The 24,888-nt window shown below is 71.5% G+C and carries 21 protein-coding genes and 1 pseudogene; 12 read left to right on the top strand and 10 right to left on the bottom strand.

Annotation, left to right across the window (positions count from 1 at the left end; all coding sequences use genetic code 11):
• Window positions 1–10 precede the first annotated feature (10 nt).
• Window positions 11–1,132: pseudogene (locus tag FHU36_RS46990) on the top strand (MGH1-like glycoside hydrolase domain-containing protein); the annotation flags it as partial.
• Window positions 1,133–1,141: 9 nt separating this feature from the next.
• Here the strand turns inward: FHU36_RS46990 and FHU36_RS37440 are convergent.
• Both FHU36_RS37440 and FHU36_RS37445 read right to left on the bottom strand, forming a co-directional pair.
• A complete protein-coding gene (locus FHU36_RS37440; protein ID WP_185088761.1) occupies window positions 1,142–2,245 on the bottom strand; it encodes a zinc-dependent alcohol dehydrogenase in 1,104 nt (367 codons plus the stop codon).
• Window positions 2,242–3,204, bottom strand: a complete 963-nt coding sequence (locus FHU36_RS37445; protein ID WP_221497116.1) for a Gfo/Idh/MocA family protein — start codon at window positions 3,202–3,204, stop codon at window positions 2,242–2,244. The genes FHU36_RS37440 and FHU36_RS37445 overlap by 4 nt, the downstream gene beginning before the upstream one ends.
• A 105-nt stretch (window positions 3,205–3,309) precedes the next feature.
• Between FHU36_RS37445 and FHU36_RS37450 the strand changes: the two genes are divergently transcribed.
• The 3 genes from FHU36_RS37450 (at window position 3,310) to FHU36_RS37460 (ending at window position 6,106) form a co-directional block, all read left to right on the top strand.
• Window positions 3,310–4,284, top strand: coding sequence for a glucosyl-3-phosphoglycerate synthase (locus FHU36_RS37450; RefSeq protein ID WP_185088950.1), 975 nt, complete (start codon window positions 3,310–3,312; stop codon window positions 4,282–4,284).
• The gene (locus FHU36_RS37455; protein WP_185088762.1) at window positions 4,281–5,420 is read left to right on the top strand and encodes a glycosyltransferase; all 1,140 of its coding nucleotides are present in this window, start codon (window positions 4,281–4,283) and stop codon (window positions 5,418–5,420) included. Before FHU36_RS37450 ends, FHU36_RS37455 begins: the two co-directional genes overlap by 4 nt.
• Window positions 5,421–5,560: 140 nt before the next feature.
• Complete coding sequence (locus tag FHU36_RS37460) at window positions 5,561–6,106, top strand: phosphatase PAP2 family protein (RefSeq protein WP_185088763.1); 546 nt, start codon at window positions 5,561–5,563, stop codon at window positions 6,104–6,106.
• On the opposite strand, the gene pip is transcribed toward FHU36_RS37460, so the two are convergent.
• The 3 genes from pip to mscL all read right to left on the bottom strand — a co-directional run bounded on the left by pip (window position 6,060) and on the right by mscL (window position 8,172).
• Complete coding sequence (gene pip / locus FHU36_RS37465) at window positions 6,060–7,031, bottom strand: prolyl aminopeptidase (protein WP_185088764.1); 972 nt, start codon at window positions 7,029–7,031, stop codon at window positions 6,060–6,062. The two genes, FHU36_RS37460 and pip, sit on opposite strands and share 47 nt — an antisense overlap.
• Before the next feature lie 33 nt (window positions 7,032–7,064).
• Complete coding sequence (locus FHU36_RS37470) at window positions 7,065–7,667, bottom strand: hypothetical protein (RefSeq protein WP_376774187.1); 603 nt, start codon at window positions 7,665–7,667, stop codon at window positions 7,065–7,067.
• Between the two features lie 82 nt (window positions 7,668–7,749).
• The gene (gene mscL, locus FHU36_RS37475; RefSeq protein ID WP_185088765.1) at window positions 7,750–8,172 is read right to left on the bottom strand and encodes a large conductance mechanosensitive channel protein MscL; all 423 of its coding nucleotides are present in this window, start codon (window positions 8,170–8,172) and stop codon (window positions 7,750–7,752) included.
• 212 nt (window positions 8,173–8,384) lie between these two features.
• Between mscL and glgX the strand changes: the two genes are divergently transcribed.
• The 5 genes from glgX (at window position 8,385) to FHU36_RS37500 (ending at window position 17,219) form a co-directional block, all read left to right on the top strand.
• On the top strand, window positions 8,385–10,478 hold the full coding sequence (gene glgX, locus FHU36_RS37480) for a glycogen debranching protein GlgX (protein WP_185088766.1): 2,094 nt from the start codon (window positions 8,385–8,387) through the stop codon (window positions 10,476–10,478).
• Window positions 10,471–12,609, top strand: a complete 2,139-nt coding sequence (treY, locus tag FHU36_RS37485; RefSeq protein WP_185088767.1) for a malto-oligosyltrehalose synthase — start codon at window positions 10,471–10,473, stop codon at window positions 12,607–12,609. The genes glgX and treY overlap by 8 nt, the downstream gene beginning before the upstream one ends.
• Window position 12,610: 1 nt before the next feature.
• Window positions 12,611–14,335 carry a malto-oligosyltrehalose trehalohydrolase gene (gene treZ, locus FHU36_RS37490; RefSeq protein WP_312892099.1) on the top strand — a complete coding sequence of 575 codons (1,725 nt, stop codon included), beginning with the start codon at window positions 12,611–12,613 and terminating at the stop codon, window positions 14,333–14,335.
• A 269-nt stretch (window positions 14,336–14,604) separates the two neighbouring features.
• Window positions 14,605–15,804 (top strand): hypothetical protein, encoded by a 1,200-nt coding sequence (locus FHU36_RS37495; RefSeq protein WP_185088770.1) that lies wholly within the window; start codon window positions 14,605–14,607, stop codon window positions 15,802–15,804.
• A 467-nt stretch (window positions 15,805–16,271) separates the two neighbouring features.
• The gene (locus FHU36_RS37500) at window positions 16,272–17,219 is read left to right on the top strand and encodes a DUF8094 domain-containing protein (protein ID WP_185088771.1); all 948 of its coding nucleotides are present in this window, start codon (window positions 16,272–16,274) and stop codon (window positions 17,217–17,219) included.
• 386 nt (window positions 17,220–17,605) lie between these two features.
• Here the strand turns inward: FHU36_RS37500 and FHU36_RS37505 are convergent, their stop codons facing one another.
• Entirely contained in the window at window positions 17,606–18,616 is a 1,011-nt protein-coding gene (locus FHU36_RS37505) for a winged helix-turn-helix transcriptional regulator (RefSeq protein ID WP_185088772.1), read from the bottom strand.
• A gap of 62 nt (window positions 18,617–18,678) precedes the next feature.
• Here FHU36_RS37505 and FHU36_RS37510 point away from each other — a divergent pair, with 62 nt between their 5' ends.
• From FHU36_RS37510 to FHU36_RS37520, 3 genes are all read left to right on the top strand, one after another.
• Window positions 18,679–19,476, top strand: coding sequence for an ABC transporter permease (locus tag FHU36_RS37510; RefSeq protein ID WP_185088773.1), 798 nt, complete (start codon window positions 18,679–18,681; stop codon window positions 19,474–19,476).
• Window positions 19,477–20,406, top strand: a complete 930-nt coding sequence (locus FHU36_RS37515; RefSeq protein ID WP_185088774.1) for an ABC transporter ATP-binding protein — start codon at window positions 19,477–19,479, stop codon at window positions 20,404–20,406.
• Between the two features lie 148 nt (window positions 20,407–20,554).
• The gene (locus tag FHU36_RS37520; RefSeq protein WP_221497117.1) at window positions 20,555–21,376 is read left to right on the top strand and encodes an ABC transporter permease; all 822 of its coding nucleotides are present in this window, start codon (window positions 20,555–20,557) and stop codon (window positions 21,374–21,376) included.
• Window positions 21,377–21,453: 77 nt separating this feature from the next.
• Here the strand turns inward: FHU36_RS37520 and FHU36_RS37525 are convergent, their stop codons facing one another.
• From FHU36_RS37525 to FHU36_RS37540, 4 genes are all read right to left on the bottom strand, one after another.
• Entirely contained in the window at window positions 21,454–23,043 is a 1,590-nt protein-coding gene (locus FHU36_RS37525; protein ID WP_185088775.1) for an FAD-dependent monooxygenase, read from the bottom strand.
• A 397-nt stretch (window positions 23,044–23,440) separates the two neighbouring features.
• Complete coding sequence (locus FHU36_RS37530; RefSeq protein WP_185088776.1) at window positions 23,441–23,731, bottom strand: MTH1187 family thiamine-binding protein; 291 nt, start codon at window positions 23,729–23,731, stop codon at window positions 23,441–23,443.
• A 78-nt stretch (window positions 23,732–23,809) separates the two neighbouring features.
• Window positions 23,810–24,133, bottom strand: a complete 324-nt coding sequence (locus tag FHU36_RS37535) for a hypothetical protein (RefSeq protein WP_185088778.1) — start codon at window positions 24,131–24,133, stop codon at window positions 23,810–23,812.
• Window positions 24,134–24,143: 10 nt separating this feature from the next.
• The gene (locus FHU36_RS37540; RefSeq protein WP_185088780.1) at window positions 24,144–24,821 is read right to left on the bottom strand and encodes a uracil-DNA glycosylase; all 678 of its coding nucleotides are present in this window, start codon (window positions 24,819–24,821) and stop codon (window positions 24,144–24,146) included.
• Window positions 24,822–24,888: the final 67 nt, after the last annotated feature.

Raw genomic sequence — 24,888 nt, forward strand, 5'->3', positions numbered from 1 at the left:
CAGCTACACCGTGCCCTCGCGCCGGCTCTACCCGCACCAGTGGAGCTGGGACTCCGCCTTCATCGCGATCGGCAACGCGCAGTGGTCGCCGCGCCGGGCCAGGGCGGAGCTGCTGACGCTGTTCGGCGCGCAGTGGCGTGACGGCCGCGTGCCGCACATCGTGTTCAATCCCACGGTGCCCGACCGGGCCTACTTCCCCGGCCCGGAGTTCTGGGAGGTGCGGGCCCCGTCCGGCGCGGCGACCTCGGGCATCGTGCAGCCGCCGGTGCACGCGCTGGCCGCCTGGCGGGTCCACCTGGCCGAGCCCGACCCGGCGTTCCTGCGCCGGATCTATCCGCGTCTGGTCGCCCAGCAGGAGTTCCTGCGCGGCGCCCGCCGCTCGGCCGAGGGCCTGATCTCGATCGTGCACCCCTGGGAGTCGGGCATGGACAACAGCCCGGCCTGGGACGCGCCGCTGGCGGCCGTGGACGTGGGCGCGTCCGACGTGCGGCGCAGGGACCTCGCCCACATCAGCGCCGACGAGCGGCCCACCGACCGCGACTACGCGCGCTACGCCGCGCTCGCCCGCGCCTACCGCGACACCGGCTACCGCCGGGCGGGCGCGTTCTGCGTCGAGGACCCCCTGTTCAACGCCGCGTACGGCGTGGCGGAGCACACCCTCGCCAAGATCGCGAAGGTGTGCGGGCTGGACCCGGAGCCGCACCGGAGCGAGGCCGCCGCGATCACCGAGGCGATGGTCGAGCACCTCTACGACGACGGCCTCTTCCACGCCCGCGACGTGCGCACCGGCTGCCTGCTGCGCTCCAACAGCGCCGCCGGGCTGGTGCCGCTCATGCTGCCGGGCCTGCCGCGCGACCTGGTCAACGAGCTGGTCGGCACCGCGCTCGACAGGTTCGGTCTGAAGGACGGCGTCGTGTCGAGCTTCGCGCCGGCCGCGCCCGAGTTCGACCCGGTCCGCTACTGGCGCGGCCCGAGCTGGATCAACCTGAGCTGGCTCATCTGGCAGGGGCTGCGCCGCCGCCGCCCCGACCTGGCCGGGCCGCTGGCCGAGGGCATGATCAGGGCGATCGCCGCGTCGGGTTTTCGCGAGTACTTCGACCCGTTCACCCTGCAGGGGCACGGCTGCCACGACTTCAGCTGGTCAGCCGCCCTCATCCTGGACGTTGTCGCAGAGCACGGCCTGGACGGCGTGCCTGCGGCGGGCCGCGAGGTCGGCGAACAGCTCGGGAGCCTCGGCGAAGCCGACGACGTCAGTGATCACGTGCTCACGTAGCAGCGCTCCGCGCCGCCTGAGCAGCGCGATCGTCTCGTGGGAGAGCCGCTCGCGGTCCCAGGAGTGGGCCAGGCCGCGCGGCACCCTGCCGATCTGGGCGCAGCGCAGCGTCAGCCCGTTGTGGTGGAACTCCTCGCCCAGCCGGACCTCGTCGGCGCCCTGGGTGTAGAAGGCGAGGTCCACCACGCTGCCCTGGGGCCGTAGCACCCGCAGGGCCAGGGCCAGCGCCCGCGTCTGGCCGCGGCACTGGAACACCACGTCGGCGCCCCGGTCGTTGGGCCCGTGGCGCCAGCGCCGTTTGAGCTCGACCGCGGGGTCGTCCTGGAAGTCCAGCGTGCCGGCGCCGAGCGCCTCGGCGATGGCCAGCCTGGACGGGGTCTCGTCCACCACCACGACCTCCGCGGCGCCGTACTGCAGGGCGAACGAGGCGACCAGCAGGCCGACCACGCCGGCGCCCACCACCACGACGCGCCGGCCGCGCACCCCGTCGCCGAGGTCGCGGACGGCGGGCCCGTGCAGGTCGGCGGCGGCGTGCAGCAGGCCGTTGGCGCAGATCGGGCCCATGTGGGCGACGTAGACGCCGAGCAGCGGGTCGAGGTCGTCGGGCAACTCGACGAACCGGTCGGCCATCGGGTCGGCCACGTAGCCGGTGCGGTGGCCGTACGTCATGGCCACCAGCGCGCCCTCGCGCACCGCCCGGGTGCGGGTCTCGACGACCATGCCCACCTGCATGTAGCCGATGCCGCGCACCGGGTAGGCGACCGAGGGCCTCCCCGGCACGAACAGGCCGAGGGCCGCGTCCCATGAGGCGTTCAGGTAGGGGTTGTCGCCCTTGACGTAGGTGAGTTCGGTGCCCGCCGAGATGCCGCTGTGGGTGGTGGCCACCCGGAAGCCGCCCCTGGGCACCTCCGGCAGCGGCTCCTCGACCAGGGCCACCTTGCCGGGAGACTCGATGCTGAGCACCTCGATCATGAGACCCCCTGTCCGTCGAGTTCGACCGGCCTGCTCTGCGCCGCCGACCGGGCGACGGCCAGCGCCAGCTCGTGCGTCCTGAGCGCCTCGTGGTACGGCACCCGCACGTCACCGTCCCCGCCCCGCACGGCGTCGATGAACGCGCGGGCGACGCGGATCTTGGCCTGGCCGTCGTCCTGCACGATCGTCTCGCCGTCCACGGTGAGCCGGGTCTCGGTGAGGTCGAGCGCGATGCCGTCGGCGTGCACCTCCAGCCCGACCCGGTGCTTGTGGCGCAGCAGGCAGGTGGTGGCCAGCATGCCGGTCGCCCCGCCGGTGAAGCGCAGCACGGCGGCGACGGCCCGGTCCACCTCGCCGTCCACCCCGTTCACGGCGGGCACGGCATGCACCATCTCCACCTCGCCTACCAGCAGCCGCGCCAGGTCGAGGACGTGCACGGCCTGCTCGACGACCTGCCCGCCGGACAGGGCGGGGTCGAGCCACCAGCCGACCGGCGGCACCTTGTCGAGCCAGTGCCCGATGGCCAGCCGCACCGGACGGCCGGCCAGCAGGTCGCGGGCCCGCTCGACGATGTCGAGATAGCGCCAGTGGTGGCCGACGGCTGACGGCAGTCCGCGCCGCTCGATTTCGGCTGCGATGTTTTTTGCGGTTTCGAGGTTAAGTGACAGCGGCTTTTCTACAAATATCGGGAGATTACAGGACAGAACATCATGTTCCGGTTTACCGTGCGCAAAAGGTGGCACACATACGAAGACAGCGTCCAGATCGCCGGCATCCAGAAGATCGGCATGGCCGCCATATGCGGGGGAGCCGTGCCGTAAAGCGAGGGCTTCAGCTCTTCGCAGATCAGTGTCGGCGATCCCAGCGATCGTCACGTCGGGAAAGCCGGACAGTACGTCTGCATGGCGAGCGGCTACGTTACCGGCACCGATGATGCCGACACGAATGATTGGGGACACAGTCCGGCATATCCCACGACAGCGCGCGCTCAAACAACGATGTTCGAACTCTCGCCCTCAGGGAATATGTCGCCGACCGTGACGACGTCAGATCGGGGCTACTGCATGGAGAGAGATCCGCGGGCCTTGGCCAGGGTAAGGGAATGGTACGGGCCTCACTCGAGCACCGCTGAGGACTGGTCTCCCGACGCCCTTCTGCGAGCCAAGGGAACGACCACGGTGAGCGTCGTGCTGCCGGCTCGTAACGAGGAAAGCACTGTCGGTGACATCATCACCGTGATCCGCCGCGAGCTCGTCGAGCGGACACCGCTCGTGGACGAGATTCTCGTCGTCGATTCCAACTGCACCGACGCGACCGCCATCAAGGCGGCCGCCGCGGGCGCGCGCGTGGTGGCGCAGGACGCGGTCCTCACGCACCTGCCCAGGCTCACCGGCAAGGGCGAGGCGCTGTGGAAGGGCCTGGCCGCCTCCCACGGCGACATCGTCGTGTTCGTCGACTCCGACCTGCGCGACTTCGGGGCCCACTTCGTGACCGGCCTGCTCGGGCCGCTGCTCACCGATCCCGCCGTCCACTTCGTCAAGGGCGCCTACGAGCGGCCCCTGATCGGGGACGACGGGGTGGCCAGGCGCGGCGACGGGGGGCGGGTCACCGAGCTGGTGGCCAGGCCGCTCATCAACCTGTTCTGGCCCGAGCTGGCCGGCTTCCACCAGCCGCTCGGCGGGGAGTACGCAGCCCGCCGCGAGGTCCTGGCCCAGGTGCCGTTCGTCACCGAGTACGGCGTCGAGTTCGGGATGCTGGTGGACCTGCTGGACCTGGTCGGGCTCGACGCGATGGCCCAGGTGGACCTGGGCACCCGGACGCACTCCCACCAGTCGACCACCGCGCTCGGCCGGATGGCCGGGCAGATCACGCTGACCGCCTGGTCCAGGCTCGAACGGCAGGGCCGGGTCCTGTCGTCGGAGCCGCCGTCCCGGACCCTGCTGCAGTTCGGGCTCGACGGCCGGCCGGACCTGGTGGACGTGTCCGTGGCCGAGCGGCCGCCGCTCGCCTCCCTGCTGTTCGAGGAGGATGTCGCGTGAACGTGCTCATCAACGCGGGCCCCTGGCTGGAGGTCCCGCCCCCCGGTTACGGCGGCATCGAGAACGTGGTCGCCACACTGGTGCCCGCCCTGCGCGAGCGGGGCGTGCGGGTGATCCTCGCCTCCGTCGGGTCCAGCACCCTGGAGGTGGACGAACTCGTCAGCGTCTACGACACCGGCCAGTTCGGCGACCTGCAGAAGCCGTACAACCAGGTCATGGGCATCGCCCACGCGCACCAGGCGCGCGTCGTCGAGGAGCTGCGCCGCCGCGACGACGTGGACCTCGTGCACGACCACCTCGAGGTCGTCGGGCCGGCCGTGCTGGCCGCGTTGGACGGGCCGCCCGTCCTGCACACCCTGCACTGGGACCTGCACAAGCACGCGGCGTTCTACGGCGACTTCCCGCAGTCGATCGCCGTCAACGGCGTCTCGGAGTCACAGCTGCGCCGCGCCCCCGAGGCGCTGCGCAACGCGTCACTGGGCGCGGTCCACCTCGCCTCCCCGCTCGCGGACCGCGACGTGCGGGCCGAACGCGGCGAGCACTTCGTGGTCATGGGCCGCGTCTGCCGGCTCAAGGGCCAGCACGTGGCCGCCCGCGTCTGCCAGAAGCTGGGGCTCCCCCTGGTCCTGGCCGGTCCAGTGAGCGGCCTCGGCACGCAGGCCGACCTGGAGACCGTGACACAGGACCCCTACCATCCGCTGCACGGGCACCCCGACGTGCGCTACCACGCCGACGTGGTCGCACCCTACCTCGACGGCGACATGGTCCGGTGGATCGGCGCGGTCGGCGGGCGGGAGCGCGACGACCTCTACGCCTCCGCGCGGGCCGCGCTCTTCCCCATCCAGTGGGACGAGCCCGGCGGCACGGCCGTCGTGGAGGCCCTGGCCCTCGGGGTGCCGCCGGTGGGCCTGCGCCGCGGCTGCCTGCCCGAGATCGTCGAGCACGGCCGCACGGGCTTCCTCGCCGACACCGAGGAGGAACTGGCCGAGTGGCTGCTGCGGGCCGACGAGATCGACCCCGAGGAGTGCCGCCGGGAGGCCCGCCGCCGCTTCTCCCCGAGTGTCATGGGGGAGCGCTACCTGGAGCTGTACGAGCGGACCATCACCCGGTCACGCTCTCTGCGGGGCGCCGGCTGAGGACGCCCGTGACGATCGTCCAGTCTGAGGCGCATCCCGAATCGGCCGGATGACCGACCCGGATGGGCCGGGAGGCCGACACGACCACTCATGATCTTCCGTAAGGTCGTGTCCACGCCTCATTCATCGATTGGACATGTGTGTACCGCGACATCGTCGACTTCGCCCTCAGCACGCCCGGCTGGCTCCACACCTTCGCCGAGGTGGGGACCGACGCGGGGCTGTTCGTCTTCGCGGGGCTGTTCCTGCTGTGCTGGTGGCGGGCGCGCCACGCCCCCGCCCGCGACCTGGCCATCGCGATCGCCGGCCCGGCCGGGATCGTCTGCGCGTACGTGGTCAGCGAGGTCGTGAAGCTCCTCGTGCGGGAGGACCGCCCCTGCCGGGGCGTCACCACGATCGCCGTCTGCCCGCCCTCCGACGACTGGTCGTTCCCCAGCAACCACGCCGTGATCGCCGCCGGGGCGGCCGGCACCCTCGTCCTGGCCTGGCGGGCCCTGGCCTGGGTGGTGCTGCCGCTGGCGGCGGTCATGGCGTTCTCGCGGGTGTTCGTCGGCGTGCACTACCCGCACGACGTGGCCGGGGGCTTCCTCGCCGGCCTGACGCTGGCGCCGCTGTTCGCGCTGCTGCTGGTCGGCGCCGTCACACCGGCCGTGCGGCTCGCGCGAAGCCGTCTGTCGCCTCGATGAGCCGGTGCACGATGCCCGGCTCCGTGGCGGCGTGCCCCGCGTCGTCCACGACGTGGAACTCCGCCTCCGGCCACGCCCTGTGCAGGTCCCAGGCCGTGGTCATGGGCGTGCAGGCGTCGTAGCGGCCCTGGACGATGACCGCCGGGATGTGCCGGACCTTGCCGACGTCGCGGATGAGCTGCTCAGGCTCGAACCAGCCCAGGTGCGTGAAGTAGTGGTTCTCGATCCGGGAGAAGGCCAGCGCCATGCGCTCCTCGCCGAACTCCTCGACCAGCTCGGGGTCGGGCAGCAGCGTCACCGTGCCGGCCTCCCACTGCGCCCACGCCCGGGCCGCCGCCAGCCGCGCCTCGGGGTCGCCGCCCTCCAGCCGCCGGTGGTAGGCGGCCAGCAGGTCGCCGCGCTCCTCCTCCGGGATCGGCGCCGTGAACGCCTCCCACCGGTCGGGGAAGAGGTAGGAGGCGCCCTCCTGGTAGAACCAGCGCAGCTCGTGCGGGCGCAGCGTGAAGATGCCGCGCAGCACCAGCTCCGTCGTCCGCTCGGGGTGCGTCTGCGCGTACGCCAGGGCGAGCGCGCTGCCCCACGACCCGCCGAACACCTGCCACCGGTCGATCCCCAGGTGCTCGCGCAGCCGTTCCATGTCGGCGACCAGGTGCCAGGTGGTGTTGTCCGCCAGTGAGGTGCCCGGGTCGGCGGCGTGCGGCCGGCTGCGCCCGCAGTTGCGCTGGTCGAACAGGACCACCCGGTAGCGTTCGGGGTCCCATTGGCGGCGGTGCTTGGCGGTGCAGCCGCCGCCGGGGCCGCCGTGCAGCATGACGGCCGGCTTGCCGTCGGGGTTGCCGCACACCTCCCAGTAGATCCGCTCGCCGTCACCGACGTCGAGCAGGCCGGAGTCGTACGGCTCGATGGGCGGGTAGTGGGTTCTCATGCCGCACGATCCTGCCACGGCCGCACCGGAGCGTCAGGACCACGCATGGCGTGACAGGAAACCCCGGTCGCCGGTGGCGTACTCGTGGAAGGCCCGCCGCACGTCGGCCAGGTCGGGCAGCAGGGTGCGCACCATCGTGCCCTCCTTGTACTCCACCTCGTAGCCCGCGTCGGGCTGGTCGCCGCCGGGCGACACCTGCAGGAAGTGCCGCCCGAAGGCGACCAGCGCCGCGAAGGGGTTCTGCGCCGAGAGCGTGCCCAGCACGTCGTGCACCAGGCCCAGGTCGGGGTCGTGCACGATCATGCCGTCGCCGGTGTGGAGCTGCATGTCCTGGTAGATCCCGAGCGGGGCCACGTTGTGCACCAGGTCGCGCTGCGGGTCGTAGCAGACCATGCCGTGCGCGCGGGCCACCGCGAACACCTGACCGGATATCTCGTCCATGGACTCCAGGTCCATGGTCACCAGCACGTGGCCGGGAAAGACGGTGACGAGCCCCGGCAGTTCCTTGGCCACCTCCGGCACCGCGCCCGTCACGGGCCGGCTCTTCCTGACCGCCAGATAGGTGGCCCGCGCCTGGTCCCTGGTGATCGGCACGGGCTCGTCCCAGACCATCAACTCAACGCTCACCCCGCCCATCCTGCCCAACCCTTGGTCGCCTTGAAGCCCACAACCGGCCAAAACCCCCCATCGCCGGTACGGCAGGCGATCCCGCTGCGAACTAGGCCAGGGGTTGCTCCGACCGGGGCACCAGCTCGACCGTGCAGTGCGCGCACCTGCGTGCCTCCGCGGGCACGTCGCTCAGGCACTCCGGGCACTGCTTGGTCGTGGCCTCCTTGTTCCTGTCGAACAGGCTGACCAGCCGGGTCATCGGCAGGACGACGAGCCAGTAGACCACCGCGGCGATGATCAGGAAGCTGATCAGGTGGTTGAGGAAGTCGCCGTACCTGAACTCGCTGCCGTTGACGGTGAAGGAGTACTGGGCGAAGTCCGGCTCCCTCCCGCCCGTGACGGCCCCGATCAGCGGGGTGACGAGATCGCGGACGAGGGCCTGCACCAGACCGCTGAACGTGGCCCCGACGATCACCGCGACGGCCAGCTCGACGATGTTGCCGCGTAACAGGAACTTCTTGAAACCTCCCATGAGTCGTCAAGTGACCGGGACCGGAAGGGTCAAACGCGGACGGACGGCGTCGAACGCGCCGGACTCGATCCCGTCGGAGGCGGCTCGGCTACGCCCAGGTGACCGGGCTAACCCGCCGACTTCGGGGAAGAACCTGTTCGGCCCACGGAGCGGCGGGCTTGTCGGGCAGATCAGGGGAACGCACCATGGGGAAGAACGGCAAGGGAGCCTCGATGATCGAAGTGTGGCCGGGAGACCCCTATCCTCTCGGCGCGACCTATGACGGCGCCGGCACCAACTTCTCGCTCTACACCGAGGTCGCCGACAAGGTGGAGCTGTGCCTGTTCGACGAGGGCAACAACGAGTCGCGCGTGGCGCTCACCGAGGTCGACGGCTTCATCTGGCACGGCTACCTGCCCGGCATCGGTCCGGGCCAGCGCTACGGCTACCGGGTGCACGGCCCGTACGATCCGGCGCGCGGCCTGCGCTGCAACCCGGCCAAGCTGCTGCTCGACCCGTACGCCACGGCGATCGAAGGCGGCGTCACCTGGAACGAGGCGGTCTACGGCTACCGCTTCGGGCAGCCCGACTCGCGCAACGACCTCGACTCGGCGCCCTACATGCCCCGCTCCATCGTGATCAACCCGTTCTTCGGGTGGGGCCACGACAGGCCGCCGGCCGTCCCGTACCACGACACCGTGATCTACGAGGCGCACGTGCGCGGCCTGACGATCCAGCACCCCAAGATCCCCGAGCACCTGCGCGGCACGTACGCCGCCCTCGGCCACCCGGAGATCCTCGACCACCTGACCAAGCTCGGCGTGACCGCGCTGGAGCTGATGCCGGTGCACCAGTTCGTCACCGACCACGTGCTGGAGGAACGCGGACTGACCAACTACTGGGGCTACAACTCGATCGGCTTCTTCGCCCCGCACAACAGCTACTCCAGCCAGGGGCAGCGCGGCGGCCAGGTGCTGGAGTTCAAGGCGATGGTCCGCGCCCTGCACGAGGCGGGCATCGAGGTCATCCTCGACGTGGTCTACAACCACACGGCGGAGGGCAACCACCTCGGGCCGACGCTCGGGTTCAAGGGCATCGACAACCCCGACTACTACCGGCTCGTCGACGGCGATCCGCGCCACTACATGGACACCACGGGCACCGGCAACAGCCTGCTCATGCGCTCCCCGCACGTCCTGCAGATGATCATGGACTCGCTGCGCTACTGGGTGACCGAGATGCACGTCGACGGCTTCCGCTTCGACCTGGCCTCGACCCTGGCGCGCGAGCTGCACGAGGTCGACCGGCTGAGCGCGTTCTTCGACCTGGTGCAGCAGGACCCGGTGCTGTCGCAGGTCAAGCTGATCGCCGAGCCGTGGGACGTGGGGCCGGGCGGCTACCAGGTCGGCAACTTCCCCTCCCGCTGGACCGAGTGGAACGGCCGCTACCGCGACACCATCCGCGACCTGTGGCGCGGCCGACCGGCCACGCTGCCCGAGTTCGGCTCCCGGTTCACCGGCTCCAGCGACCTCTACCAGGACGACATGCGCCGGCCCGCCGCCTCCATCAACTTCGTCACCTGCCACGACGGCTTCACCCTGCAGGACCTCGTCTCCTACGACCACAAGCACAACGAGGCCAACAAGGAGGGCAACCGCGACGGCACCGACGACAACCGCTCCTGGAACTGCGGCGCGGAAGGCCCGGCCGACCTCGCCATCGAGTCGCTGCGCGAGCAGCAGAAGCGCAACTTCCTGACCACGCTGTTCCTGTCGCAGGGCGTGCCGATGCTCTCGCACGGCGACGAGCTGGGCCGCACCCAGCAGGGCAACAACAACGGCTACTGCCAGGACAACGAGCTGACCTGGGTCGACTGGTCCGACGTGCGCGAGAACTGGCTGCTGCTGGAGTTCACCCAACGCCTCGCCGAGCTGCGCAAGAAGCACCAGGTGTTCAGGCGCAGGAGGTTCTTCTACGGCAAGCCGGTACGCGGGCTGAGCGACATCGCCTGGCTCACCCCGTCCGGTGAGGAGATGACCGACGCCGACTGGAACGTCGGATACGCCAAGTCACTGGCCGTCTTCCTCAACGGCGACGCCATCACCGAGCCCGACCGGCGCGGCAGGCCGATCCGCGACGACTCGTTCCTGTTGCTGTTCAACGCCCACCACGACACGATCGCGTTCACGATTCCGAAGGACTACGGAGACATGTGGCAGACGGAGATCGACACGGCCATGCCGATCATCCTGGACGTCCGCCTGAGCCGGGCGGGCGAGGCCGTGGACGTCCCCGGCCGCAGCGTGCGGGTGCTGCGCCGTGTCTAGGCCCATCTCGACCTACCGGGTCCAGCTGACCCCCGACTTCGGGTTCGCGCAGGTCGCCGAGATCGCCGGCTACCTGCGCGACCTCGGCGTCAGCCACGTCTACCTGTCGCCCATCCTGCAGGCCAACCCCGGCTCGCTGCACGGCTACGACGTCACCGACCACTCGCGCATCCGCGAGGAGTTCGGCGGCGCCAAGGGGTTCCGCGAGATGGCCGAACAGCTCGCCGCGCACGACCTCGGCGTGGTGGTCGACATCGTGCCCAACCACATGAACACCACCAACCCACGCTTTTGGGAGGTGCTCCGCGACGGCCCCGGCTCGGCGTACGCGAGCTGGTTCGACATCGAGTGGGACGGCGGCAAGGTGGCGCTGCCGGTGCTCGGCGACGACACCGAGCCCGTCGCGGACGGCGACGTGCTGCGCTACCACGAGCACACCTTCCCCCATCCCGGCCACTACCGGCTGGTCGACTGGCGTGAGGGGCCCGGCTATCGGCGCTTCTTCGACGTCTCCACGCTGATCGGGCTGCGCGTGGAGGACCCGGCGGTGTTCTTCGCCACGCACGAGGTGATCTTCTGGCTGCTGGACGAGGGGCTGATCGACGGGTTGCGCGTCGACCACCCCGACGGCCTGGCCGACCCGCGCGGCTACCTCCGGCGGCTGCGCGCCCGCACGGGCGGCGCCTGGACGGTCGTGGAGAAGATCCTCATCGGCGAGGAGCGGCTGCCGGCCGACTGGCCGTGCGACGGCACCACCGGTTACGAGGTGCTCAACCGGGTCAACCGCCTGTTCGTCGACCCGGCGGGCAAGGAGCCGCTGGTCGAGCTGTTCACCCGGCTGACCGGCGAACCCGGCGACTACCTGCCGGTGGTGGCGCGGGCCAAGCGCGAGGTGATCGACCTGTTCTTCGGGGCCGAGGTGAAGCGGCTGGCCCAGCTCGCCTCCTGCGAGCCGGAGACGGTGGCCGAGCTGCTGGCCGCCATGCCGGTCTACCGGGCGTACGCGGTGCCGGGCGAGCCGCCGCCGCCCGAGTCGGCCGAGATCGTCCGACAGGCGGCGGCCGCGTGCTCGCCCGCCGCCCGCCGCCTCGCCGAACAGGTCCTGCACGGCCCGCCTGAGCTGGTCATCCGCTTCCAGCAGGCGTGCGGGCCCGTCATGGCCAAGGGCGTCGAGGACACCGCGCTCTACCGGTGGTATCCGCTGTCCTGCCTGAACGAGGTCGGCGGCGAGCCGGACGCGTTCGGGATCGAGGTGGCGGAGTTCCACGAGTTCTGCGCCAGCATGCCGCCCCACTCGATGACCACGCTGTCCACGCACGACACCAAGCGGTCGGAGGACGTACGGGCCCGGCTGTCGGTGCTGTCGGAGCTGCCGCAGGAGTGGGCGGAGACGGTCACCGCCTGGTCGCAGATCGTGCGGCTGGACCCGCGCCTCGACTGCCTGGCCTGGCAGAACCTCATGGCCGCCTGGCCCGTCTCCGCCGAGCGGTTCGCCGGCTACCTGCTCAAGGCGGCCCGTGAGGCCAAGACCGCCATCTCCTGGGTCAACCCCGACCCCGGCTACGAGCGGCGGCTGCGCGAGTTCGCCGAGGCGGCCGTGAAGCTGCCCGTCGGGGAGTTCGCCGAGCGGATCGAGCCGTACGCCATGTCCAACTCGCTCGGGGCCAAGCTCGTGCAGCTCATGATGCCCGGCGTGCCGGACGTCTACCAGGGCAACGAGACGACCGACTTCTCGCTGGTCGACCCGGACAACCGGCGGCCGGTGAGCTACCCGCGCACACCCGCCTCGGCGTGGGACGCGGCCAAGCTGCTGGTCACCGGCCAGGCGCTGCGGCTGCGGCGCAGGCTCGGGCCGGCGGCGCCGTACACGCCGCTCCAGGCGGACGGCGAGGCGGCGGAGCACGCCGTCGCCTTCGCCCGCAGCCAGGGGGAGCGGGCCCGCGCGGTCGCGGTCGCCACCCGGCTCCCGGTGGGCCTCGAACGGCGTGGCGGCTGGGGGGCCACCACGCTCACCCTGCCGCCGGGCAACTGGCGCGAGCTGCTCACGGGCGGCCTCTACACCGGCCGGGTGCCGCTGGCCCACCTCCTCCACCAGTATCCCGTCGCACTCCTGGAGAGACATGATCTTTGAGGTGTGGGCACCGAAGGCCACGGCCGTCGAGGTCGACGTTCTGGGCGGGCGGAGGGCCATGTCCCCGCTGCCGGACGGCTGGTGGGCGCTCGACGTCCCCGAGGCCGCCCACGGCACCCGCTACGGGTACGTGGTCGACGGCGGCGGACCGTACCCCGACCCGCGCTCCCGGCGGCAGCCCGAAGGGATCTTCGGGCCCAGCGCCGTCTACGACCACGGGCGCTACACGTGGTCCGACGACGAGTGGACCGGCCGCGACCTGCGCGGGGCCGTCATCTACGAGCTGCACATCGGCACGTTCACGCAGGGCGGCACGTTCGAGGCGGCCATCGACCGGCTGGAGCACCTGGTCGAGCTGGGCGTCGACTTCGTCGAGGTCATGCCCGTCGCCCCGGTGCCCGGCGGGCGCAACTGGGGCTACGACGGGGTCGACCTGTACGCGGTCAACGAGACGTACGGGGGGCCCGACGGGCTCAAGTCGTTCGTGGACGCCTGCCACCGGCACGGGCTCGGCGTCATCCTCGACGTGGTCTACAACCACCTCGGGCCGTCGGGCAACTTCCTGCACCCGTTCGGACCGTACTTCTCCGGATTCGCCGGGAGCTACTGGGGCGAGGCGGTCAACCTCGACGGGCCGGGCTCCGACGAGGTGCGCCGCTACTTCATCGGCAACGCGATCCAGTGGCTGCGCGACTACCACATCGACGGGCTCCGGCTGGACGCCGTGCACGCCCTGCACGACAAGCGGGCCACCCACCTGCTGGCCGAGCTGTCGGCGGAGGTCGACGCGCTCGCCTGCGCGGTCGGCCGCCCGCTGTCGCTGATCGCCGAGTCCGACCTGAACGACCCGCGCATGGTCCGCCCGCTCGACGCCGGCGGCCTCGGCATGACCGCGCAGTGGAACGACGACGTCCACCACGTCCTGCACACCGCCGTCAGCGGCGAGACGCACGGCTACTACGGCGACTTCGTCGGGCTGGAGGCCCTGGCCAAGGTGCTGACCTCGGGCGTCCTCCACGACGGCGGCCACTCCAGCTTCCGGCAGCGCTCGCACGGCAGCCCGTACACCGGTGTGCCCGGCCACCGGCTGGTCGCCTGCCTGCAGAACCACGACCAGATCGGCAACCGCCCCGCCGGCGACCGGCTGCCGCCCGCCGCGCTCACGCTCGGCGCCGGCCTGCTGCTGACCTCGCCGTTCACGCCGATGCTGTTCATGGGGGAGGAGTGGGGGGCGCGCTCGCCGTTCCTGTTCTTCTCCGACCACGTCGAGCCGCACCTGCGCGAGAGCGAGGGCGGGCGCAGGGAGACGGAGTTCGAGGGGTTCGGGTACGCCTGGGAGGCGCCCAACCCCTCCAGCGAGGAGACGTTCCTCATGTCGAAGCTCGACTGGGCGGAGCTGAAGGAGGAGGCGCACTGGTCGCTGCTGTGCTGGTACCGCGACCTGATCGCGCTGCGCAAGGCGCTGCCGGAGCTTTCGGACCCGCGCCTGGACCGGGTGCGGGTGGAGACGGATCCGGAGGGCGACTGGCTGGCCATGTGGCGGGGGGAGGTGTGCGTGGCGGTGAACTTCGGCGATGAGCCGGTGACGGTGCCGGTGCGCGGGGGGAGCGTCCTGCTGGCCTCGGACGAGCCGGTGTCACTGGAGCAGGACGGGCTGCGGCTCCCGGCCCAGAGCCTTGCCATCTGCCGCCCCACCCCTGACCCGGGCCTGACCCGGGCCGTCTGACGCCGCTCGACCCGGGCCTGACCCGGGCCGTCTGACGCCGCTTGACCCGGGCCTGACCCGGGCCGTCTGACGCCGCTCGACCCGGGCCGTCCGACCTGGGCGGTCTGACCCGGGCCGTCTGACGCCGCTCGACCCGGGCCGCCACGCCGGCTCGTCGTCCACAGGCGGCTGACCAACCACCCGCCCCCATCCACAGAACCCCGTTCACCCCCGCCACCCCACCCGCTCGTTCTCCATGCTGAGGGCCTCACCATCCCGGAGGCCCACACATGAAGATCGCCCTCGCACTGCCCCGCACGCTGCGCTGCCTCTTCGTCGTAGCGGTGGAGCGCATGCCCTGTCCCGTCGAGTCCGTGGTGCCCTGGCGCGTCGGCCCGCCCTACCGGCGGGCGGCGATGAGCGCCTTCGGCACCCCGTGGCTGAGCGTCACCCACCACCGATCGCCTTGGAGCCCCGGCGACCTCACCCTCACCGACGACGAGCGGCATCTTCTCCGCCGCACCCGGCAACACGTCGTCGTCACCTCCAGCGCATCCCCGCGCACGCTGCCCGCCGGTGCCCAGGTCGCTCGCGCCGCGGCCCGCGCCCTGGCCCACGCCGGCGGCGGCCTGGTCATCGACCCGCTGGCGGGCACGACGGTGCCGCTCTGCGACCACTGCCCCAACGAGCCGTCCAGGTTCCGGCTGGCCGACGACTGGCTGGGCTGGGACGTCCACCACCCCACCCCAGCCTCCCCTCGCCCCTTGGCGAGCGAGCCACCACACGCGCCCACCGCACAGCAGCCGTCATGCCGGCCCCGCGTGATCCCCGCACACCAACCGTCGCACAGACCGCCGCACACCCTCCCGCACGTCTCGCAAGCGTTCCCCCACATCACCTCGCGCGGTTTCCCCGACGTCACCTCGCGAGGGTTCCCGCACATCACCTCCCGAGGACTCCGCCGTTTCGCCCTCCCCGAGATCACCCTCGACGGCGCCCCGTGCACCCACACCCTGTGCGCCATCACCCTCCTGCGCACCGTGGCCGATCGGCTCGTCACCGAGCACCTGGCCTTCCTCGCCGCCCACCCGCACGCGACGACGCGCCTGATCGACGATCACCTCCGGATCGACGGCCCGGACCCCTCGTCCTTCCCCGGCGCCCCTCCTCTGAAGATCCGCCTCACCCCCTGCGACGAGCATCCGCCCGCCTCGACCTCTGGCCCCTTCGGTGGCCCACGCGCCGCTGCCCGCCCAACCACCCACAGCCCCCGTCCCGCGAACCGAAACGTGCCGCGCACCACCGGCTCGGGCCGCGTCACCCGCCTGAAGGTGGGCCCCCTCCCCGGCACAGACCGGGCAGCCTGCCTCAAGGTCGGTCCGGCAGCCGATCCACCCATCACGGTCCGGCCACGCCGGGAGGCGCCCCACAGGCCCACGGCCCCGCGGGCTCGCCGCCCCAGCGACCCACCTCAGACACTGGCGGCCTAGAACACAGCAGCTCGTGAGCGACAGCCTGAGGACCGGCACCCCGAGCAAGAACGGCCAGGACACCCGAAGACCGGTCGTGAGCCGGCCTGAAAGGCGCATCCGCAACATCAGACGCACCGAGGCACCAGCACACACCCCAGAGCCAGCACGCACACCCGACCCACCCGAGGCATCGGCGCACCCGAGACGTCAACGGACCCGAGACGTCAACGCACCCGAGACCCCAAACACCGCGCGCACCACAACACTGCGCGCACCACAACACCGCGCGCCCCGAGACACCAGGACACAGCACCCCGACACCAGGGCGCGTCCAGCCCCGAACCGCACGCCAGACGAAGACGCCGGAAGGAGGAGAGCCCGATCACGGACACGGTGCGCCCGTCATCGCATCGTGATCCTGACCCAAACCTGTCCGGTACGGTCTCTCTATTGTCTTTTGTCGCAATAATCCTGGAAGGAACACCGTGCGCAAGGTGCCGCTCATCGTCGCCCTGGCCCTCGGCCTCGTGGGTTGCTCGCTGGCGGACAACCCCGTCGCCCGATGGGCCGCACCCGCGGCGAGCTCCCCCTCGCCGTCCTCCTCCGGGTCCCCCGCCTCCCCACCGGCCAGCGCCGTCCCTGAGCCCAGCGCCACCCCCACCGCGACCCCGTCCAGCCCGGCGGACGACATCCGGCTGACCCTCGCCGACGCCAGGAAGGAGGCGGCGTCCTGGGTGACCAGGCACAACAAGCTCATCAAGGACCGCAAGTGGTGGGATGAGCAGGCGAGGGCGGACACCCTGTTCGCGGAAGGCACCCGGCACGAGGTGGTCATCGACCGCGGCCACGTCAGCGACGGCAAGAAGGACCGCGCCCGTAAGCCCATCCGGCTGACCGGCAAGCAGACCTACTACGTGCCCCGCAACCAACCGGCCACCGGCGAGTGGTTCATGCTCCAGGCGACCTACCAGGGTCAGGACCGGGCGCACCTGCTGGCCTTCTGGCGTGCCAAGGGCGAGTCCTTCAAACTGGCCGCGAAGACCCCGCTCCACTACGGTCAGCGGGTGCCCGCACCGCGCCTTGACGCCGAGGGCTACGCCACCGCCGCCCCGATGTCGACCGGCGGGGCCATCGCCGGCGAGTACATGATCTTCTGGGACTACGACCGGCACAAGCGGGCGGGCAAGAACGGCTACCGGCTGGCCAAGGACAACTTCAGCCGCAAGGCCTACGCCAGGATCTCCAAGGGGGCGTACGTGGGCTACCAGTCGTTCGGCACCCCGTGGGGCTTCGTCGCCCGCGACGGCGGCTCGGTCTTCATGTTCAGCATGCTCAACCACCCGAAGTCGATCTGGCAGGTCCTCACCGTTGCGACCTATGTCCGCAAGGGCAGCAAGGAGATCCAGGAACTCGCCGGCGACTGGTACGCCTGACCTCCCCGCCCCGGTCCAGATTTCCCACAGGTCCGGGCCTCCCCACAGGTCCGGGTGTCCTCGCGGGTCCGGGCCTCCCCACAGGTCCGGGCCTCCTCGTGGGGTTCCAGGTACCCGCCCCGGTCCTGTGCATGTCTCGTTCCTGCGTCCCTCGCCGTCCCGGTCCTGCGCTGTGCGGGTCCGGTCTCGGCCCCGGGTTCTCCACCCAGGTCCGGGGTTCTTCCACCCAGGTCTCGGGTTCTCCACCCAAGTCCCGGGTGCCCCACCCTGGCCCAGGTCCCCGACCCCGGTCCTGTGTCGTGGAGGCCCCGGCGCTCGGGTCGCCGGGGTGGAGTCGAGTCGGGACCGGAGCCGGGGCAGGGGTCGGTCAGCGGGGCAGGGATCGGTCAGCGGGGCAGCGACTGGGCGGCTTCGAGGGATTCCTCGACGGCCTGGGGGATGTCGAGGACCGGAAAGGTGACGTGGCGGACCACCCGGTGCCGATCGATCACCAGGATGGCGCGCTTGAGCCGGAGCGCCTGCCCCGCCCGGAACGTGGGCAACCGGAGCGCCGCGGCCAGCCGCAGGTCCATGTCCGAGAGCAGCGGGAACGGGATTTCCTCTGCGGCCGCGAAGGCAGCCTGTTCGTCGGGCCGCTGCGTGCTCACGCCGTGGACGGCGACCCCCTTGGCGGCGAACTCGGATGCTCTGTCCCTGAACAGCCGGTTCTCCAGCGTGCAGCCCGCCGCGCCCGGTACCTCGCCCCAGCCGGGCGGCAAGGGTGCGGGCATGCCCGTCGCCGGATAGCAGAACAGGACGGTGGCCGCCGCGTCCGCCACCACATCGAGAGCCGGCGTCGCGCCCGCCCCACCCGCTGTCGTACCGTCCGCTGCCACCTCGCCTGAGCTGCCACCCCCCGGCGCCCGCCCGTTCGGGGCTGTCCTGTGTGCGGTCGTGGTGCCTGTGGCCATCTCGTCCGCTGAGGCCCCGCCGTGGCTCGGGAGGAACAGGGGGGCGGGTACGCGGGTGCCGAGCAGCGCGTGGACGCGGGCCGCCTCCGTGCTCGCGGGTTCGGCCACCCCGGTCAGGGAGCCGTCGCCGAGCAACCAGCGGTCCGCCCAGTCCTGCATGGTGATCAGGACGGGCGCGAGTGCCCAGCCGGCGTCCGTGAGCACGTACTCGTGGCGCACCGGCCCCGCTTGGTACGGCTCGCGGGCGAGCACTCCGTGCTCCACCAGGTGGCGCAGTCGCTCGGTCAGCACCTTGCGTGAGATGCCGAGCTCGCCGAGCAGCTCGTCGAACCGGCGATGCCCCCGCGCGACCTCGCGCACGACGAGCAGGCTCCACCAGTCGCCGACGACGGCCGCCGCCTGGGCGATCGAGCATTGGGCGTCCTGAACACGTAGTTCCCGGGCCATGACCCGACTTTACCCCCTTGTGAGTCTCTGATAGAAACTCAGTCAGTTCCCAAAGGAGACTTATGACGGTGGCATGGGCGACCCTCAGGCGGTCGTGGTTGGTGACCAGGCGGGCCTACCCGTGGTCGTACTTCATCGGCACCCTCTTGCTGGGTGTCTTCACCATGGGGGTGGCATATCTCGGGCTGCGGGCCGTCGCCGGAGACCAGGTGCCGGCGGAGTTCGCCGGCAGGGTGGGCACCGCCGACTATCTCGGCTACATCGCCGTGGGCGCGGCGGCCTACATGTTCGTCGTGCACGGCATCCTCTGGATCGGCAAGGCGATGATCCAGGAGCAGCGCGAGGGCACGATGGGCGCGTTGGTCGTCGCACCGGCGCGCCGACTGCCCTACCTGCTCGGGTTCGCCGCGTTCGCGTTCACGGCCGTCGCCCTGGAGGTGGCCGTCCTGCTGGGGTTCGCGCTGCTGCTCGGCGTACGGCCGGCGGCCACGGGCGCGGTGGACGCCGTGCTGGCCGTCGCCGGGCTGGCCCTGGCCGTGTTCGGAATGTCGGTGGTGCTGAGCAACGTGATGATCGTCGCCGGAGAGGCGCACATCACGCAGAACACCGTCTTCCAAGCGGTGGCCGTGCTGTCCGGGTTCACCTTCCCGAGGGACTACCTGCCGGAGGCGCTGCGATGGCTCGGCGAGCTGATACCGGTGACGGCCGCCATGGACGTGATCCGGGGCGTCTTCACCGGCGGCACCGGACTGGACCCCGCCCGTCTCGGCGTGGCCGTACTGATCGCCCTCGGCTACGCCGCCGCCGGGCTGCTCACGATGCCCTGGGCGGAGCGCAGGGCCATGGAACGGAGCTTCTGAATGATCGAGACCGTGCACCTGCGCAAGGAGTTCGGCCCCAAGGTCGCCCTGCACGACCTGAACCTCACCATCCCGCGCGGCCGCGTGACCGGGTTGCTCGGCCTGAACGGAGCGGGTAAGACCACCACGATCAAGATCCTCGCCACCCTGCTCAGGCAGACGTCCGGCACCGTCACCGTCGGCGGGCTCGACCCGGCCAGGCAGCCGCACGCCGTACGTAGGAGGATCAACCTCATCGCCGGCGGCGAGCGCATGGTGTACGCGCGGATGACCGGCCGAGAGAACCTGTGGTACTTCGGACAGCTCTACGACGTTCCCGGCAGAGTCCTCCGGCCGCGCATCGCCGAACTGCTCGACCTCGTCGGGCTGGTCGAGGCCGCCGACACCAGGGTCGAGCGCTACTCACGCGGCATGGCGCAGCGGCTGTCCATCGCCCGCGGCCTCGTCAACGACCCCGACTACCTGCTGCTCGACGAGCCTACGCTCGGCCTGGACGCGCCCATCGCCCGTGACCTGCGCCGGGTGGTGGCCGAGCTGGCCGAGCGCGGCAAGGGTGTGCTGCTCACCAGCCATTACCTCGCCGAGGTCGAGCAGCTCTGCGCGCATGTGTACGTGATCGGCGAGGGCCGCCACCTGGCCGAGGGAACCCCCGCCGAGCTGGTGACCCAGACCGGCCGCCACCGCACGGTGCGTGTCACGGTCGCCGAGCTCACGCCCCAGGTCGAGGCCGCTGCGCGTGCCTTCGACCCGGCAGTCCGGATCGCGCCCGGCGGGGTGGTCGAGCTCAGCGGTCCGGGGGACGTCGCCGGAGCCCTGACCACGGCGATCATCGAGGCGGGCGGCGCGCCGGAGCGCCTGGAGATCGCCGAGCCGACCCTGGAGGACGCCATCCTGGCTCTGAACGACCGGCCGGCGGCGGTGGTCGCGTGAAGTGGCGGCGCCGCCCGGCGGAGACGGAGGAGGTCAGGCCGCGCACGAAGGCCTGGAACCTGCGGCAACTCGGCGCCGGGTGCGCGAGGTGCGCACTCGACCCGGGCAGCCCGTGCCCGTGCCTGGCCCGGCCCTGGCAGGTGACCCGGTGAGGCACGCCGTGAGGATCTTCCGGGCCGAGGCGCTCAAGCAGCACCGCCGGGTCTTCGGCAGCAAGCTCGTGATCTTCTCGATGCTGGTCTGGCCGCTGCTCACCTTGGCGCAGTCGTACTACACGCTCCGCCCGCTGGCGGCCGCGCCCGGCATCGCCGAACGCTGGCCGCTCGCCGCCGACCCGGAGCGGCTGCTGGCCTTCCTGGCCACCGGGACGCTCGGGTTCACGTTCTTCTTCTCGTTGGTGCAGTCCGCCTGGCACTTCACCTTCGAGCGGCAGACCGGGACGCTGGAGCTGCTCTTCCTGTCTCCGGCCAGCCGCCTGGTCGTGGTCGTCGCCAACGGATTCGGCGCGCTGGTGCAGAACACCTGGTTGTTCGCCTGCTTCGCGGTGGCCGGGTTCACGCTGCTCGACGTGGTCCGCGTGGCCCACCCGGGCATGTACGCGGTCGTCTTCCTGGCCATGCTGGTGCCTGCCGTGGCGTGGGGGGCGCTGCTCAACAGCCTGCTGATCTTCTCCAGGGACGCCGCGTTCCTCTACACGCTGCTGGACGATCCGATGTGGTTCGCCGCCGGGGTGCGGCTGCCGACCTTCGCGCTGCCGGGCTGGCTGCGGGCGGCCGGCTCGGTGCTGCCGCTCACCGGGAGCCTGGTGGTGGTACGCGGGGCGCTGCTCGACGGGCGGGGGGCGGGCGAGCTGGCCGGGGAGCTGGCGGCGCTCGCTCTCCTGTCCGCCGTCATGCTGCTGACGGCGATGATGGCGCTCCGGCTGGGAGAGGCCCGCGCCCAGCGGACCGGCCGGCTCGGGTTCTTCTGATCTCCTTGGCGTACGGGCCTGCTCTGCGGGCCGGGCCGTTTCGTTCCTCCCCTCGCCCGACCGGCCCGCGGCGGGTGTCAGCGGCTGAGGATGTGGCGTAGCGCGCGGTCCAGGGTCGTCTCCGGGTCCGGGTGGGGGCCGGGGGAACGCCAGGCGACGTAGCCGTCGGGCCGGACCAGCACGGCGCCGCCCTCGTCCACGCCGTACCTCTCCTGCCAGCGCCCCTCGACGTCCACCAGATCCTCGCCCACCACGACGCGGGTCAGCCGCACGCCCAGCCGTTCGGCGACGAGCCGGCCGGCGCGGGTCCAGTCGGCGCCCCGCGGCCCGGCCAGCAGGGTGAAGCCGGAGGCGAACAGGTCGATGGTCGAGATGCGCCGGCCGTCCCGGTCCAGGACCACGTGCGGGGCCCGGCTGCCGGGGCGACCGGTCGGCACGCGGGGGTCCTCCAGGATCGACCCGTCGTCGCCGGGTTCGTTCAGGATGGCGGTCGAGTGGTGGCGTCGGCCGAGGAGCGCGCCGATGGGGTCGTCGAGTGGCTCGGGGTAGTCGGTGCGCAGGGCGGGCGGCATGCGCACGCCGAGGTTGGCGAGCTGGGCGTCGGCCGTGAGTGTGCCGATGGGGCGGCGTTCGGCGTCGTAGGTGTCGAGGAAGTCCGGCCCCGCCTGCCCGGAGAGCACCAGCCAGAGCCGCCAGGCCAGGTCGCAGCCGTCCTCGATCGCCGTGCTGCCACCCTGCCCACCGGTGGGCGGCATCGTGTGGGCGGCGTCGCCGGCCAGGAACACCCGCCCGTCCCGGTAGCGCTCGGCCAGCACGTGGGCCATGGCGAACGTCGCCTTGTCGAGCACCCGCACGTCCAGGCCGGGCACGCCGGTGGCGATCCGGACCAGTTCGACGCAGCGCTCCTCGGTGAAGGTCTCGCTCTCGGCGGGGCCGTGGTTGACGCCCAGCACGTGCGCGCCCACGCCGGTGCCGGTGAGGATGACGCCGGTGAAGACGTCGTTCTGCAGATACCAGAGGGTGACCTCGCGCTCGCGCACCAGCTCCGTCAGGTCGGCGTCGAACATGATGGAGCACATCTGACCCAGCTCGCCCTTGCCGGTGGTGGGCATGCCGAGCATCCCGCGGACCGGGCTGCGGTAGCCGTCGGCGGCCACGACGTAGGAGGCGCGCACCACGCTGTCGGCGCCGCCCGCGCGGATCACCGCCGTCACGCCCTCGGCGTCCTGGTCGAGGCTGACCAGCTCGGTGGCGAAGCGCAGGTCGGCGCCCAGCTCCTCGGCCCGGGCGCGGAGGATGCGCTCCACCTCGGCCTGCGGCGCGCCTATGGGGAGGACGGGTGTCACCTCGGGTAGGAAGCCGAACTCGTCCTCGCTGTTGCTGACGATCATGTGCGGGTCGGGAGCGCCGAGGTTCGGGGCGATGGCGATGCGCATGCCGTCGCCGATGCCGGCCCAGATCTCCGAAAGCGCCCGCTCCATGCCGGGCACGGGGCGCAGCAGCTCCATGGCACGCGGGCCGACGCCGAACGCCTTGGGCTGGATGGAGGTGCCGGCGTGCCGCTCGACCAGCATGACGGGGACCTGTCGCCAGGCCAGGAGCAGGGCGGTGCTGAGGCCGGCGTATCCGCCGCCGACCACGAGGACGGGCACGTGCTCGCGCTTCATGTCTCCACCTCTCCGATACGCGTCATATCGCGTTTGCAGCGACACGATATGACGCGTTCTGAGGACGGTCAAGACATATCTCGATGGTGAGGGGTGGCCCCCGCCAGGACAAGCGGGGACCTGTTCCCGCGGGCGCGGGCGTCGCTCGGGCCGGCGACTGCACGAGCCGGGCGGTAGGGCTCAGGAGAGCCCGCGCGGGTGAGGAAGGCCCGCGCGCCTCAGCCAGCCCGCACCGATCAGAAGGCTCGCGCGAGCCCGGAAGCCTGCACGGATCAGAAGGCTCGCGCGGGTGAGGAAGGCCGGCGCGGGTCGAAACACTCGCGCGGGTCAGAGCTCCGCATGGGCCAGGAAGGCTGTGCGGGCCAGGAAGGCTGTGCGGGCGGAACGCCTGTGCGGGTCAGGGGAGGTGGCGTTCCAGGGACTCCAGCTTGCTGGTCATCCCGTCGGTGACGCCCTCGCGGATGTCGGCCTTCAGGACGAGGCTGACCCGTGGCGCGACTTCGGCCACCGCCTCGACGGCGCGCCGGACCACGTCCATCACCTCGTCCCACTCACCCTCGATCGTGGTGAACATGGCGTCCGTCCGGTTGGGCAGCCCGCTGTCCCGGACGACCTTCACGGCCCGGGCCACCGGCTCGGCGACCCCTTCGCCGACGCCGAGCGGGGTGATGGAGAATGCGACGATCACGGTGAGACCTCCTCGGCGGCATGGGACGGGGCGAGCCACGGCACGGGGTGTGTCCAGCGCCGTGGCCCGCGCCGGGCGTCAGGCGTGGTCATGCTCCTCGTGGTCCTCGTCCTCACTGGGCCCCTCCGAGGGCTCGACCCCCAGCACGGCCTCGCGTGGCTCGATCTCGTCGATGTGCTCGACGAGCTGCAGCACGTGGTCAGGCTCGATCAACCACTGCAGCGCGGAGGCGCCGGTCTCGTCGGAGGCGACGAGCTCGGCCTGCTCGGCCCGCTCCTCGTCGGTGAGCTCGGCGTCGGGATGCCGAATCTCGGCCAGCGCGGCGGCCTGCAGCGCGTCCACGTCGAGCACCTCCACGGTCAGCTCGACCGTCAGGCGCAGAAACTTCTCGTTATCGCTCATGGCGACGATGCTAGGGCAGCTTCCACTCGACGGGGGCCGCGCCTTGCTGGACGAGCAGCTCGTTCGCCCGGCTGAACGGCCGTGAGCCGAAGAAGCCGTTGCGTGCCGACAGCGGCGACGGGTGGGCGGACTCGATGCGCGGCACGCTGCCGAGCATCGGCGCCAGGTTGCGCGCGTCGCGGCCCCACAGGATGGCCACCAGCGGCTTGTCGCGGGTCACGAGGGCGCGGATGGCCTGCTCGGTGACCTCTTCCCAACCCTTGCCCCGGTGCGAGGCGGGCTTGCCGGGCATCACGGTCAGCACCCTGTTGAGCAGCAGCACGCCCTGCTCGGCCCACGGCGTCAGGTCGCCGTTGGCGGGACGGGGCAGGCCCAGATCGCTCTCCATCTCCTTGTAGATGTTGAGCAGGCTGCCCGGCAACGGCCGGACGTCCGCGGCGACGGAGAAGGACAACCCGATGGGGTGTCCGGGGGTCGGGTAGGGGTCCTGCCCGACGATCAGCACCTTGACCTCGTCGAAGGGCTGGTTGAAGGCACGCAGCACGTGCGCGCCGGCGGGCAGGTACTGCCTGCCCTCGGCGATCTCCTTGCGGAGGAACTCGCCCATGTGGGAGATCCGTTCGGCGACGGGCTCAAGAGCCTGTGCCCATCCGGCTTCGACGATTTCGTTCAGGGGACGACCGGCCATGGCCGATGAGCTTATCCAGGTCTGGTACGGCCTGCGCGCCGATCGGGCCTGCCGGCCGTACCAGAAT

This window comes from Nonomuraea muscovyensis (genome assembly GCF_014207745.1).
GTDB lineage: Bacteria > Actinomycetota > Actinomycetes > Streptosporangiales > Streptosporangiaceae > Nonomuraea > Nonomuraea muscovyensis.